This window comes from Gemmiger formicilis, from assembly GCF_018784445.1.
Classification (GTDB): Bacteria; Bacillota; Clostridia; order Oscillospirales; family Ruminococcaceae; genus Gemmiger.
Genome location: NZ_WQOH01000052.1, coordinates 114550 through 127765 on the forward strand (window position 1 = coordinate 114550; position 13216 = coordinate 127765).

The window sequence follows — 13216 nt, forward strand, 5'->3', positions numbered from 1 at the left end:
TGCTTTTAAAAGAAAACACCGCCCCATCTGCCGTATCAGCAGATGGGGCGGTGCTGTTTATAATTGCACTATCTCAGTCAAGGAATATCACAGATTAAAATACCGCTTGGCATTATAATAGCTGATACCCTCAACGATCTTCTTCAAAGCCTTCTCGTCGTTGGGGTACTGGCCGTTCTCGACCCAGTTGCCGATCAGGTTGCACATCAGGCGGCGGAACAACTCGTGGCGGGTGTAGCTCAGGAAGCTGCGGCTGTCGGTCAGCATGCCGATGAAGTTGCCCAGCAGACCCAGGCGGGCCAGGGTCTTCATCTGCTGGTACATACCGTCGTCAGTGTCGCAGAACCACCAGGCGGAGCCCAACTGGATCTTGCCGGGGATCTCGTCGTCCTGGAACGCGCCCAGGATGGTGCCCAGCATATCAAAGTCGGCGGGGTTCAGGCTGTACAGGATGACCTTCGGGCAGGCATCAGCCTTGGTCAGTGCACTCAGCAGGCTGCTGACGGTGGCGCTGCAATCGGTCACGGCAATCATGTCAAAGCCGGTGTCGGGGCCGAGCTTGCGGTACATCTTGTCGTTAACGTTGCGCAGGCAGCTGTAATGAATCTGCATAGCAACGTTGTGTTTCTTGTAGGCAGCGCCCAGCTTCAGCAGCAGGTAGGTGGTGTAGGCGTCGCCCTCCTCCTGGGTCAGCGTCTCGCCGGCCATAGCCTTCTTGAACGCGGCGGTCGCCTTCTCGGCATCGGTGTCAACGTAGGGGACATAGTCCAGGCCGTGGTCAGAAGCGCGGCAGCCCATCTCGACGAAGAATTCCAGGCGCTCTTCCAGGGCGCTGGCAACGCAGTCGGCGCAGGCAAACTTGCGGCCCACGACCTCTTCCATCTTGTGAATGTAGTCGGCGAAGCCCTCCTTGCGGATGTTCAGGGCCTTGTCGGGGCGGAAGGAAGGAGCGACGACAACCTTGATGGAGGGGTCCTCCTTGATCTTCTTGTGCCACTCGAGGGAGTCAATGGGGTCGTCGGTGGTGCCGACCATGGCGACGTTGCTCTGCTCGATCAGGCCGCGGACGGTCAATTTCGGGTCGTTCTGCAGCTTCTCATTGCAGAGGTTCCAGACTTCCTCGGCAGTCTCGCCGTTCAACACGCCCTCATAGCCGAAGTACTTCTTCAGCTCGAGGTGGCACCAGGTATACATCGGGTTGCCGATGGCCATTTCCAGGCTCTCGGCAAACTTTTGGAAGCGCTCGCGGTCGGGCTTGTCGCCGGTGATATACTCCTCGGGCACGCCGTTGGAGCGCATCACGCGCCACTTGTAGTGGTCACCGAAGTAGTAGTCGCTGCCGTCGGCCAGGACCTGATGGCCGCCCAGCCAGACCTGCGCAATATTCTCAAAACGGCGGTTCTCATAAATTTCCTGCGGGGGAATATGGCAGTGATAGTCGATGATGGGCAGCTTGGCCGAATAATCGTGGTACAGGTGCTGCGCGGTGGGGGTCTCCAGCAAAAAGTCCTTATCCATAAACGCTTTCATGTACAGACACTCCTTCATTATATACATTATAAGGATGATAGCGGGGGAGTGGGCACCGGGCCGGATAGCACATACTTTGCGCATCTTTTTCGGCCCAAAACCACATACTCTGCTACTTCTGCTACTATTATACATAATAAAAAATGCTTTAGCAAGTTGCGAAAATTGCTCGTTAATCGAAATTATAGCCAAAAAATGCGGTGGCTTGTTGTGCAAGATGTGGAATCCCAAAAAAGGCCAGAAAATTGCGCAAAATATGTGCGCTGATTACAGAATGAAACTTGACGAACCAGGCCAAAAAAAATACAATGTAGGTAACAAGGCGTGCTGCGGCCCCCACTGCCGCGCACCAGAATTGTTATTAAGTAAGGAGAAGCGTTTATGGAAACCTTGAATTATGAAGTTCTTGCAAAATCCGGCTACAACGGCTACATTCTGAAGAATGCACCCGAGAAAGTACTGCAGTTCGGCGAAGGTAACTTCTTGCGCGCATTTGTAGATTATTGGTTCGATCTGGCCAACGAGAAGGCCGATTGGAACGGCAAGTGCGTTCTGGTCCAGCCCATCGCCCCGGGCCTTTCCAAGATGATCAACGAGCAGGAGGGCCTGTACACCCTGTACCTGCGCGGCAGTGAAAACGGCCAGAAGGTCGATGACAAACGCGTTATCTCCAGTGTCTCCCGTTGCCTGAACCCGTATGAGAAGGAAGGCTTCGACCAGATGATGGAAGTCGCCGCCAGCGACGACCTGGAAATCATCGTTTCCAACACCACGGAGGCCGGCATCGCCTACGACCCCGCCTGCAAGCTGGAGGACGAGCCCGCATCCAGCTTCCCCGGCAAGCTGACTCAGGTGCTGTACCACCGCTATAAGGCCGGCAAAAAGGGTATCATCATGCTGGCCTGTGAGCTGATTGACAACAACGGCAAGGAGCTGCTCAAGTGCGTCAACCAGTACATCGAGCAGTGGGGCCTGGAGGACGGCTTCAAGAAGTACGTCAACGAGGACTGCACCTTCTGCGGTTCTCTGGTTGACCGCATCGTTCCGGGCCGCATCCGTGACCCGAAGGAAGTTGCCGAGCTGGAAGAAAAGCACGGCTACGCTGATCCCCTGCTGGACGTCGGCGAGGTCTTTGGCGTCTGGGTCATCGAGGGCGACACCAAGCTGAACGATATCCTGCCTTTCCGCAAAGCCGGTCTTGAGGATCGCGTTTTCGTGACCCCCGACATGAGTCCCTACAAGAAGCGCAAGGTCCGCATCCTGAACGGTGCCCACACCGGCTTTGTCCTGGGCGCTTACCTGGCCGGTTTTGACATCGTGCGCGACTGTATGCACGACGCCACCGTTCTGGGCTATATGAACAAGATGCTGTCCGAGGAAGTCGTCCCCATTCTGCCGCTGGATCAGGAGGACTGCAAGAAGTTCGCCGCCGCTGTTGAGGACCGCTTCAATAACCCATTCGTCAACCATGAGCTGATGAGCATTTCCCTGAACTCCACCTCCAAGTGGCGTGCCCGCAATATGCCGTCCTTCCTCGAGTATGTCGAGAAGAACGGCAAGCTGCCCACCTGCCTGACCATGAGCTTTGCCGCTTACATCGCCTTCTACACCAACGATGTGCAGGAGCTGACCGACAAGGGCCTGGTCTGCAAGCGTGCCAAGGGCAACGAGTACACGGTCTCCGACGACCGCTGGGTCCTTGAGTTCTACAACGAGCACAAGAACGACGACATCCCGACGCTTGTCCACGCCGTCATGACCAACGAGAAGATGTGGGGCCAGGATCTGACCAAGGTTCCCGGCTTCGAGGAAGCCACCGTCAAGAACCTGACCAATATCCGTGAGAATGGTGCGCTGGCCGCTTACAAGAGCTGCCTGTAAGCCCATAAAGGCTTCTCCCCGAGGGACTGCGCCCGCAGGCGCGTGTCGGAGCGCAACCGCCGAAGGCGGCTCTTAGCGCGTAGACTGAAGCTGTCACCGAAGGTGACTGATGAGGGGCGCGTCTGCCGATATTGACCGTTTACGGTCTGCCCCCCCCCGCACACCTGCCCCTCATCCGGCCTTACGGCCACCTTCCCCCAAGGTGGAAGGCTTAAAACGTACCCCACTGGGGCCGGAGAATGCCCTCCGGCCCCAGTTTCTATTATGAGTAAGGAGACATCTTATGCCCATCGCCATTAAGATCAACCCCAAAGATAATGTCGTCGTCGCCCTGCATCCCATCGCCAAGGGCACGGCCGTCCCGGTCGATAACACCACCATCACCGCCGTCGAGGATATCCCCCAGGGCCACAAGATGGCCATTGCCCCCATCAAAGAGGGCGAAAACGTCATCAAGTACGGCTTTCCCATCGGCCATGCCACGGCGGACGCCGTGCCCGGCACCTGGATGCACACCCACAACATCCACACGAACCTCTCCGGCGAGGTCGAGTACAGCTACCATCCCAACGTGCATCCGCTGACCCCGGTTGCACCCGAGACCTTTATGGGCTACCGCCGCAAGGACGGCCGCGCCGCTATCCGCAACGAAATCTGGATCATCCCCACCGTCGGCTGCGTCAACGACTGCGCCAAGACGCTGGTGCGCGATAACCAGGATCTCGTCACCGGCAGCATCGACGGCCTGTACACCTTTACCCATCCGTTCGGCTGTTCCCAGACCGGCCATGACCATGCCCAGACCCGCAAGCTGCTGGCCTCTCTGGTGCGCCACCCCAACGCGGGCGCAGTGCTCGTACTCTCCCTGGGCTGCGAGAACCTGACCCACGAGCAGTTCCTGGCAGAGCTGGGCGACTACGACCACGACCGCGTCAAGTTCCTGACCTGTCAGGATGTCGAGGATGAGCTGGTAGCAGGCCGCGAGATTTTGAAGGAGCTGGCCGCCTACGCCGGACAGTTCCAGCGCGAGGCGATCCCCGCCAGCGAGCTGGTCATCGGCATGAAGTGCGGCGGCTCGGACGGCCTGTCCGGCATCACCGCCAACCCGACGATTGGCCGTTTCAGCGATATGCTGTGCGCCCGCGGCGGGTCCACCGTGCTGACCGAGGTGCCTGAAATGTTTGGTGCCGAGGGTTTCCTGATGGACCGCTGCCAGAACGAGGAAGTCTTTGAGAAGGCTGTCAAGATGATCAACGGCTTCAAGGAGTATTTCATCAGCCACAACGAGGTCGTCTATGATAACCCCAGCCCGGGCAACAAGCAGGGCGGCATCACGACGCTGGAGGACAAGTCCTGTGGCTGCGTGCAGAAGGGCGGCTCCGCCCCCATCATGGACGTCATCGGCTACGGTGAACCGGTCGTGACCAAGGGCCTGAATATGCTGTACGGCCCCGGCAACGATCTGGTTTCCGCCACCGCGCTGACTGCCGCCGGTGCCCATATGGTGCTGTTCAGCACGGGCCGCGGCACGCCTTTTGGTGCCCCCGCCCCGACGCTGAAGATTGCCACCAACAGCCAGCTGGCCGCCAAGAAAAAGACCTGGATCGATTTCAATGCGGGCGTTGTCGCCGACGGTGAGCGCACGCTGGACGAGGCCGGTGCCGACCTGTACCAGCTGGTGCTGGACGTTGCCTCCGGCAAGCAGACCTGCGCCGAGAAAAAGGGCTTCCGCGAGATCTCGATTTTCAAGGATGGCGTTGTATTGTAAGCCTGTTTGTGGTATAATTAAACACGAAAAAACCACTACGCTGTAGGGGCCGGGCATGCCCGGCCCGCAACTTACCCGCAATCGGGTGCTTTCCACAAAGTTGCGGGCCGCACATGTGCGGCCCCTACAAGCATTTGATAAGGAGAATGTATTTATGCCCAAACTTACCACTGGCGTCTACGAAAAGTACGGCGCATCGTATAAGACCCTGACCCTGACCGACGGCGAGTGCGCGTTCACCGTCACGCCCGAGAAGGGCGGCATGGCTACCTCTTTCACCAAGAACGGTGATGAGTACCTGTGGCTGCGCGATAAGAACTTTGAATCCACCGACCGCCCCCGCTGCGGCATCCCCATCCTGTTTCCAAACTGCGGCAAGCCGGACGGCGGCGTGCACCACTTCGGCGGCACAGCCTATCCCATCGAGGTCCACGGTCTGGCCGACCTGGTGCCCTGGCAGGTCAAAAGCGCCGACGACAGCGCCATTGAATTGACCCTGACCCCCAACGGTCTGACAAAGTTCGTTTATCCGTTTGATTTTGCCCTGACCATGCGCTACACGCTGGTTGGCAATACCGCCACGCTGGCTCTGACCGTCGCCAACACCGGTGACAAGACGCTGCCGTTCAGCGTTGGTTTCCACCCTTACTTCGGCGTGACCAGTCTCGACAATGTCTCCTTTGCCATTGACGCCGCCACCTGCAGCGAGAGCGCCAAGGGTGAGCAGCCCGCCGCGCCCGAGACGATCACGCTGACCCGCAAGGAAGGCAGCGCCGACTCCATCCGTCTGCTGACCGGCGTAAAAAGCCCGATGCAGCTGACCGATGCCGGCAACGGCCACAAAGTCACCGTCGCATTTGACGAGAGCGTTTTCTCCAACGGCGTACTCTGGCAGCAGGACGCCGAGAGCTTCGTCTGCATGGAGCCGTGGAACGGCTGGGCAAACTCCGTCAATGAGGAAGGCCGCCACATCGAGCTGGCCCCCGGCGAGACGAAAGAGTTCAAGTGGAGCGTGACCATCGAGTAAAGTTACGGCAGTAGGGGAGAGATTCAGTCCTGCCGCGGGGCATCAAGAACGCCGCCCCCTACAAGCGTTGCGAGGTAGGGGCCGCACATGTGCGGCCCGCAGCCTTACCGTAAAAGCGCTTTTGCCGTACAGTTGCGGGCCGGGCATGCCCGGCCCCTACAAAAGCACCAAATCAAAAAAAGGACATCCGCCTTTTTACGAGCGGATGTCCTTTTTGCTTTATTATATATCCCTTTCATGGGATAAATTTTGAAAGCTTCTTTGATTACTTTCTTCTCCGAAGAATGTATCAGCCCGGCTGCTTGCCGATGTAGGCCAAGATGCCGCCATCGACGTAGAGGATCAGGCCGTTGACAAAGTCGGAAGCCTCAGAGGCCAGGAAGACGGCGGGGCCGCCCAGATCCTCGGCTTCACCCCAGCGCGCAGCGGGGGTCTTGGCAACGATGAACTGGTCGAAGGGATGACGAGAGCCATCGGGCTGGATCTCGCGCAGGGGGGCAGTCTGCGGGGTGGCGATGTAGCCAGGTCCGATGCCGTTGCACTGGATGTTGTACTGGCCGTACTCAGAAGCGATGTTCTTGGTCAGCATCTTCAAGCCGCCCTTGGCAGCAGCATAGGCGGAGACAGTCTCGCGGCCCAGCTCGCTCATCATGGAGCAGATGTTGATGATCTTGCCGCCGCCCTGCTCGATCATATCGGGGATAACGGCCTTGGCAACGATGAAGGGAGCGTTCAGGTCAACGTCGATGACCTGGCGGAACTGGGCAGCGGTCATCTCGATCATCGGGATGCGCTTGATGATACCGGCGTTGTTGACCAGCACATTGATGTGGCCGACTTCCTCGGTAATCTGCTTGACCATGGCGTTGACGGCGTCCTCATTGGTGACGTCGCAGACATAGCCGTGGGCCTCAATGCCAGCCTCTTTGTAGGCGGCCAGGCCTTTGTCAACCAGCTCCTGCTTGATGTCGTTAAAGACGATCTTAGCGCCGCAGTTTGCCATAGCGGTAGCAATGGCAAAGCCGATGCCGTAGGAAGCGCCGGTGATGAGCGCGACCTTGCCGGTCAGGTCGAAGGATTTCGGGGTGCAAACAGACATGATGCAAAACCTCCTAAAGTTTGTAACAGTCATATATTCAAGCGTCCGTATCTCGGGCGCATGAATTTAAGTAAACGGGATGCGTGGTGCGCAAAATTTGTTGCGCATTTTTTGCGTAAGTAAACGCAAGATATGTGCGTTTTTTGCGTTCAGCGCAGGTCGGTGGTAGCGATATTGTCCATGTCGTCAAACTCCATGTTCTCGCCGCCCATGGCCCAGATAAAGGTGTAATTCGACGTGCCTACGCCGCTGTGGATGCTCCAGGAGGGGCTGATGACGGCATCGTAGTTGTGCATGACGATGTGGCGGGTCTCGGTAGGCTCACCGCACATATGGAAAACGACCTGGCCCTCGGGAACTTCAAAGTAGGTGTAGATCTCCATGCGGCGCTCGTGGGTGTGGCTGGGCATGGTGTTCCAGTTGCTGCCCGGCTCCAGGGCGGTCATACCCATGGACAGCTGGCAGGTCTTGAGGACACTGGGGTGGATAAACTGGTTAATGGTACGCTTGTTGCAGGTCTCAACGCTGCCCAGGGGGCGCTTGGCGGCCTGCTCAATGGTGATGAGCTTGTTCTCGTAGCTGCAATGGGCCGGGGCAGAAACCATGTAGAATTTGGCCGGGTGCTCGGGATCGTCACTCTTAAAAGTAACTTTTTCGTTGCCCTTCGTGATGTACAGGCAGTCCTTGTAGTTCAGGTGGTACTCCTGGCCGTCCGCCGTGATGGTGCCGGCCCCGTCGCCGATATTGAAAATGCCGATCTCGCGGCGCTCCAGGAAGTAATGGGTGCCGAAGTTGGCCCAGACGTCGATGCCCTTGTCGATGGGGACTTCCTCGTGTACAGGCATACAGCCCAGCGTCACCATGCGGTCCACGTGGCTGTACACGGCCACGACCTCGTCCGCCTTGTACAGGCCGGTGATGAGCATTTCGTTTCGGGTTTCCTCGGTGGTGTAGCGCTTGAAATCGCGCTGGTTACAGGAATAACGGATATCCATACGGAAACTGCCTCCTTGACGTAACAGATGATTGTTAAAAAGCAAACATATTTTGCCATCGTTAGTCCTATTATACAACATCCTCGGGTTAGAACATAGTGGTAGAATTGCACAATAATTAAGCAGACTAATTGTGCAGTTTAATCATGAAAATATTTCACTTTACAAATTAGCAAATTTCAACTATACTCATGTCAGTGTCCCGGCCGCAAGGGTGCGGCCCGGCCCGATCCGGCAAGTCCCGGGTCGGGCTGAATTCTTGTCAAAAATGAAGGAGCACGCCATGCTTACACTGGATAAAATCTACCACGCAAAGTTCATTTTAAAGCAGGTCGCCCGCAAAACGGATTTAATTGCCGCCCCGCGCCTCTGCCCGGGCACTGACCTCTACCTGAAAACTGAGAACCTGCAAGTCACCGGCAGCTTCAAGGTGCGCGGCGCGTACTACAAAATCAGCCAGCTTTCGGCGGAAGAACGTGCCAAGGGCGTCATCGCCTGCTCGGCGGGCAACCACGCACAGGGCGTGGCGCTGGCCGCCACCCGCATGGGCATCAAGAGCGTTGTCTGTATGCCGGACGGTGCCCCTATTATGAAAGTGGAAAGCACCAAGCGGCTGGGCGCAGAGGTCGAGCTGGTCAAGGGCACCTACGACGACGCCCATGACCGCGCCGTGGAACTGCAGGAGCAGACCGGCATGACCTTCATCCACCCCTATGACGACGAGCTGGTCATTGCGGGGCAGGGAACCATCGGCCTGGAGATCCTCGACCAGCTGCCCGATGTGGACGCGGTCATCGTGCCCATCGGCGGCGGCGGTCTGATTTCCGGCGTGGCGTTTGCCATCAAGAGCCTGCGTCCCGAGGTAAAAATCTACGGCGTGCAGGCGGCGGGTGCCCCCAGCATGGAGCACGCATTCCACGATCACAAGTACGAGACGCTGGACTCCGCCGTGACCTTTGCCGACGGCATTGCGGTCAAGACGCCCGGTGAGACGACCTTTGACATGGTGAGCCAGTACGTGGACGACATTGTCACGGTCAGCGAGGACGAGATCGCTGCCGCCATCCTGGCGCTGATGGAGAACCAGAAGCTCGTGGCCGAGGGCGCAGGTGCCACGCCGGTGGCCGCCGCGCTGTTCGGCAAGCTGCCGCTGGCGGGCAAGAAAACCGTCTGCCTGATTTCCGGCGGCAACATTGATGTGAACATTCTCTCCCGCGTTATCACCCGCGGCCTGGTCATGAGCGGCCGCAAGACGAACCTGATGATTGCCCTGGAGGACAAGCCCGGCCAGCTAAGCCTGGTCAGCGACATTGTCTCGGCCTGCGGCGCAAACGTCGTCAGCGTCCACCACGACCGCAGTGACGCGAACATGGCCATCACCAGCTGTTTCCTTAAGCTGGGGCTAGAGACCCGCGACGCCGCGCAGATCGAGACGATCAAGGAGAAGCTGACCGAGGCCGGATTTAAGCTGGTGACAGAGAGGGCGTAAACGTAAACTAAGGCAAGAGAAAAGAGATTTCCTCTTGCCAGACTCTCTCCTCTCTCTTATTTCTTCGCTGTCAAGGTCAGACCTTGACCCCCGCCGCCAGCAATTCCACAAACTGTTTTGCCACGCGGGGACTGCGGCCGCCGGCACGCAGAGCGAAGGCCGCGCCCTTGATGAACAGCTGGTCGCTGGGCATCTGGACGTTGTACTGCTTCGCCAGTTCCAGCAAAATGCGGTCGTAGCGGTCCTTGTCGGGCTGCTGGAACGTCACCGTCAGGCCGAACCGGGCCGACAGGCTCATGAGTTCCTGGCGAGTGTCCATCGCGTGCAGGTCGTCGCCGCTGCGGTCGGCCATCGTCTCCTTGACCAGGTGGCGGCGGTTGCTGGTTGCGTAGACCGCCACGTTATGGCTGCGCCCGCCGACGCCCCCCTCCAGAATCGCTTTCAGCGCGGCAAAGTTATCGTCGTTGGACGCAAAGCTCAAATCGTCGATAAACAGGATGAATTTCAGCGGATTTTTCGCCAGTTCGTCCATCAGGGCAGGAATCTGGTACAGCTGGTTTTTCTTCACTTCGATCAGGCGCAGGCCGTCGGGGGCGAACTCGTTGGCAATGGCCTTGACCGTGCTGGATTTTCCGGTGCCCGCATCGCCGTACAGCAAAACGTTATTGGCGGGGCGGCCTTCCAGCAGGGCGCGGGTGTTGGCGATGACCTTCTCCCGCTCCTGCTCGTAGCCGGGCAGCTCGCTCAAACGCTGCGGGTCGGGGTAGCGCACCGGCACCAGGCGACCCTCTTCCAGCGCAAAGACATGGTGGCGGGCAAACATACCGTAACCCTTCTGGCCCATGGCCGCACGGCGGGCTGCGTAGGCCGCGTGGTAATCGGCGTCGGGCGTGACCTGCCACCGGGGCAGGAACGCTGCCGCATCGGGGAACACCTCGTCCAGCGGTGCACGGCCCAACGCTTGCAGAAAGTCCAATTCATCATCCATTGCCTTTTCCAGCACCGGCCCGGCCTCCTGCCCGGCGGCAACCTTTAAACAAAGGTTCTCATCCTCGAGCACCGCTTCCAGCAGGGCATCAGTCCAGTTGGTGCCGCGGGCAAACAGCGCCGCCTCAAACGCGGCCACTGCGCCGGTCAGGGCGGCATCGTCCGCCGCCAGCGCCGCACGCAGCGTGCACAGCGGCTCGGCCGCCAGCAGGCCGCGAAACACCACAAGCCCATCCAGATGGGCCAGCCATTCATTACGTAACATAGTTTATAATCCTTTCCCAAGAGAAACACTCTTTACCCCAGTATAACTGCCGCGACAAAAAGTTGCAAGGTTTGTTGCATAATTTTCAAAGAAGTCTTGACAAACATGCAAAAGTACGGTATAGTTTACCATAAATCCAGATAATGCTTGGATGGGAAGTTAGTAACGGTTCCGCCCCTTTCAGAGAACTGCCGGTCGGTGCAAGGCAGCAAGGCAGGCAAGCCGCGAACTGATCCCGGAGCAGACCACCCGAAAATCACAGTAGGGCGGTACGGGCGCACCCGTTACAGTGCCGGACCTTGTTAGAGGTTCATGAGGTGGGGGCAACGCCCCAATGAGAGTGGTACCGCAGAGTATGTGAAATGCACAGGCTTTGTCTCTTGGAAAAGCAAGGGGCAAAGCCTGTTTTCTTATATTGCCCCTTACCGGGCCGCAGCGGGGTGAGGGAACCCCGCCATACGGATGCCCCGGGGAAGTCGCACAGGAAGTAGGAAGGAGCAAACACCATGAAATTGACCGGTTCACAGATCTTCGTCGAAGTGTTGGTCGAGCAGGGCGTCGATACCCTGTTCGGCTATCCGGGCGGCGCAGTGCTGAATCTGTATGACGAGTTGTATAAAAACTCCGATCGTATACGCCACGTATTGACCGCTCACGAGCAGGGCGCGTCCCACGCGGCGGACGGTTACGCCCGCGCCACGGGTCGTACCGGCGTTGTGCTGGCCACCAGCGGCCCGGGTGCGACGAACCTTGTCACCGGCATTGCCACGGCCTACATGGACAGCGTGCCGATGGTAGCCTTCACCGGCAATGTCGCCACGACGCTGCTGGGTAAAGACTCCTTCCAGGAGGCCTACATTGAGGGCATCACAATGCCCATCACCAAGCACAACTACACGGTGCGCAGGGTAGAGGATCTGGCCGATACGATGCGCGCGGCCTTCCGCATTGCACAGTCCGGCCGCAAAGGCCCGGTGCTCGTCGATATCCCGAAGGATATCACGGCGGCGTCCTGCGAGTTCACCCCCAAAGCGCCGGAACTCATCCGCACCGTGACCTATTATAATGAAGAGGACGTCAAGGAAGCCGCCCGCCTCATCAACGAGTCGGAGCGCCCCATCGTCTATTTCGGCGGCGGTGTGCGCAGTGCGGCGGGCTGCCAGCCCCTGCGCGACCTGCTGGAAAAGACCGGCATGCCCGCCACCTACACCCTGATGGCCGCGGGTGTTCTCAGCTACGGCGAGCCGCACAATCTGGGCCTGCTGGGTATGCACGGCTGCTACGCCGCCAACAAGGCCATCGACGAGGCCGACCTCGTCATCGCCGTGGGCACGCGGTTCAGTGACCGCGTGGCGCTGAACCCCGACAGCTTTGCCAAGCGCGCAAAAATCATTCAAATCGACATCGACCCCAGCGAGCTGGGCAAGAACGTCGACGTCGATTTGAGCCTGACCGGCGACGCCAGCTACATTTTGCAGGCAATTCTGCCCTACGTCGAAAAGACCGAGCACAAGCTCTGGATGGAGCAGATCCGCAGCTGGCAGAAGAACGATTATAAGCCGGTGGACAGCGATACCGAGCTGAAACCCCATCAGATCATCGACGAAATCTGCAGCCAGGCCGGTCCCGAGGCCGTCTACGTCACCGACGTCGGCCAGCACCAGATGTGGGCGGCGCAATACCTGCACCACACCAAGAGCCGTGGGTTCCTGACCAGCGGTGGATTGGGCACGATGGGCTTCGGCTACGGCGCGGCCATCGGCGCACAGATGGCGCTGGGCAACGATGCCCGCGTCGTCATGCTGACCGGCGACGGCTCCTTCCACATGAACCTGAACGAGGCCTGCACTGCCGTCAGCTATGGCCTGCCCATTATCACAGTCATCTTCAACAACCAGGTGCTTGGCATGGTGCGCCAGTGGCAGACGACTTTCTACGAGAAGCGCTACTCCGACACCGACCCGCACCGCCGCACCGACTTTGTCAAGCTGGCCGAGGGCTTTGGGGCCAAGGGCTACCGCGCCACGACTCCCGCCGAGTTCAAGGCGGCTTTCGCCGACGCCATGCAGCAGAAAGGCCCGAGCTGGATTGATTGCCGCATCGGCAAGGATGAAAAAGTCCTTCCGATGATCCCCGGCGGCGGCACCATCAACGATATCATCATGGAATGAGGTG

General features: G+C 58.7%; 9 protein-coding genes and 1 other annotated feature. Of the genes, 5 read left to right on the forward strand and 4 right to left on the reverse strand.

Going from position 1 to position 13216, the window contains the following annotated elements; genetic code table 11:
- Window positions 1-87: 87 nt before the first annotated feature.
- The gene (uxaC, locus tag GPK89_RS13110; RefSeq protein WP_215693733.1) at window positions 88-1530 is read right to left on the reverse strand and encodes a glucuronate isomerase; all 1443 of its coding nucleotides are present in this window, start codon (window positions 1528-1530) and stop codon (window positions 88-90) included.
- A gap of 381 nt (window positions 1531-1911) precedes the next feature.
- On the opposite strand from uxaC, the gene GPK89_RS13115 reads away from it, so the two are divergent.
- The 3 genes from GPK89_RS13115 (at window position 1912) to GPK89_RS13125 (ending at window position 6206) form a co-directional block, all read left to right on the forward strand.
- A complete protein-coding gene (locus GPK89_RS13115; protein ID WP_215693734.1) occupies window positions 1912-3411 on the forward strand; it encodes a tagaturonate reductase in 1500 nt (499 codons plus the stop codon).
- A 283-nt stretch (window positions 3412-3694) separates the two neighbouring features.
- A complete protein-coding gene (locus GPK89_RS13120; protein ID WP_215693736.1) occupies window positions 3695-5179 on the forward strand; it encodes a UxaA family hydrolase in 1485 nt (494 codons plus the stop codon).
- Between the two features lie 154 nt (window positions 5180-5333).
- Entirely contained in the window at window positions 5334-6206 is an 873-nt protein-coding gene (locus tag GPK89_RS13125) for an aldose epimerase (RefSeq protein WP_215693738.1), read from the forward strand.
- Window positions 6207-6495: 289 nt separating this feature from the next.
- On the opposite strand, the gene GPK89_RS13130 is transcribed toward GPK89_RS13125, so the two are convergent.
- On the reverse strand, window positions 6496-7305 hold the full coding sequence (locus tag GPK89_RS13130) for a gluconate 5-dehydrogenase (protein ID WP_215693740.1): 810 nt from the start codon (window positions 7303-7305) through the stop codon (window positions 6496-6498).
- A 149-nt stretch (window positions 7306-7454) separates the two neighbouring features.
- Window positions 7455-8300 carry a 5-dehydro-4-deoxy-D-glucuronate isomerase gene (gene kduI, locus GPK89_RS13135; RefSeq protein ID WP_215693742.1) on the reverse strand — a complete coding sequence of 282 codons (846 nt, stop codon included), beginning with the start codon at window positions 8298-8300 and terminating at the stop codon, window positions 7455-7457.
- Window positions 8301-8583: 283 nt separating this feature from the next.
- Here kduI and ilvA point away from each other — a divergent pair, with 283 nt between their 5' ends.
- Entirely contained in the window at window positions 8584-9789 is a 1206-nt protein-coding gene (gene ilvA, locus GPK89_RS13140) for a threonine ammonia-lyase (protein WP_215693744.1), read from the forward strand.
- 76 nt (window positions 9790-9865) lie between these two features.
- Here ilvA and GPK89_RS13145 read toward each other — a convergent pair whose 3' ends face one another.
- Window positions 9866-11041: an ATP-binding protein gene (locus tag GPK89_RS13145; RefSeq protein ID WP_215693746.1), complete on the reverse strand. Its 1176-nt coding sequence runs from the start codon at window positions 11039-11041 to the stop codon at window positions 9866-9868.
- Window positions 11042-11180: 139 nt separating this feature from the next.
- Window positions 11181-11425 (forward strand) — a binding site (T-box leader).
- A gap of 122 nt (window positions 11426-11547) precedes the next feature.
- Between GPK89_RS13145 and ilvB the strand changes: the two genes are divergently transcribed.
- Window positions 11548-13212, forward strand: coding sequence for a biosynthetic-type acetolactate synthase large subunit (ilvB, locus tag GPK89_RS13150; protein WP_215693748.1), 1665 nt, complete (start codon window positions 11548-11550; stop codon window positions 13210-13212).
- Window positions 13213-13216 lie beyond the last annotated feature (4 nt).

Bases quoted from the DNA above. Each gene is read 5' to 3' on its own strand.
- ilvB (WP_215693748.1), top strand. From the start codon at position 11,548: ATGAAATTGACCGGTTCACAGATCTTCGTCGAAGTGTTGGTCGAGCAG.
- GPK89_RS13145 (WP_215693746.1), bottom strand. From the start codon at position 11,041: ATGTTACGTAATGAATGGCTGGCCCATCTGGATGGGCTTGTGGTGTTT.
- GPK89_RS13130 (WP_215693740.1), bottom strand. From the start codon at position 7,305: ATGTCTGTTTGCACCCCGAAATCCTTCGACCTGACCGGCAAGGTCGCG.
- kduI (WP_215693742.1), bottom strand. From the start codon at position 8,300: ATGGATATCCGTTATTCCTGTAACCAGCGCGATTTCAAGCGCTACACC.
- ilvA (WP_215693744.1), top strand. From the start codon at position 8,584: ATGCTTACACTGGATAAAATCTACCACGCAAAGTTCATTTTAAAGCAG.
- uxaC (WP_215693733.1), bottom strand. From the start codon at position 1,530: ATGAAAGCGTTTATGGATAAGGACTTTTTGCTGGAGACCCCCACCGCG.
- GPK89_RS13120 (WP_215693736.1), top strand. From the start codon at position 3,695: ATGCCCATCGCCATTAAGATCAACCCCAAAGATAATGTCGTCGTCGCC.
- GPK89_RS13115 (WP_215693734.1), top strand. From the start codon at position 1,912: ATGGAAACCTTGAATTATGAAGTTCTTGCAAAATCCGGCTACAACGGC.
- GPK89_RS13125 (WP_215693738.1), top strand. From the start codon at position 5,334: ATGCCCAAACTTACCACTGGCGTCTACGAAAAGTACGGCGCATCGTAT.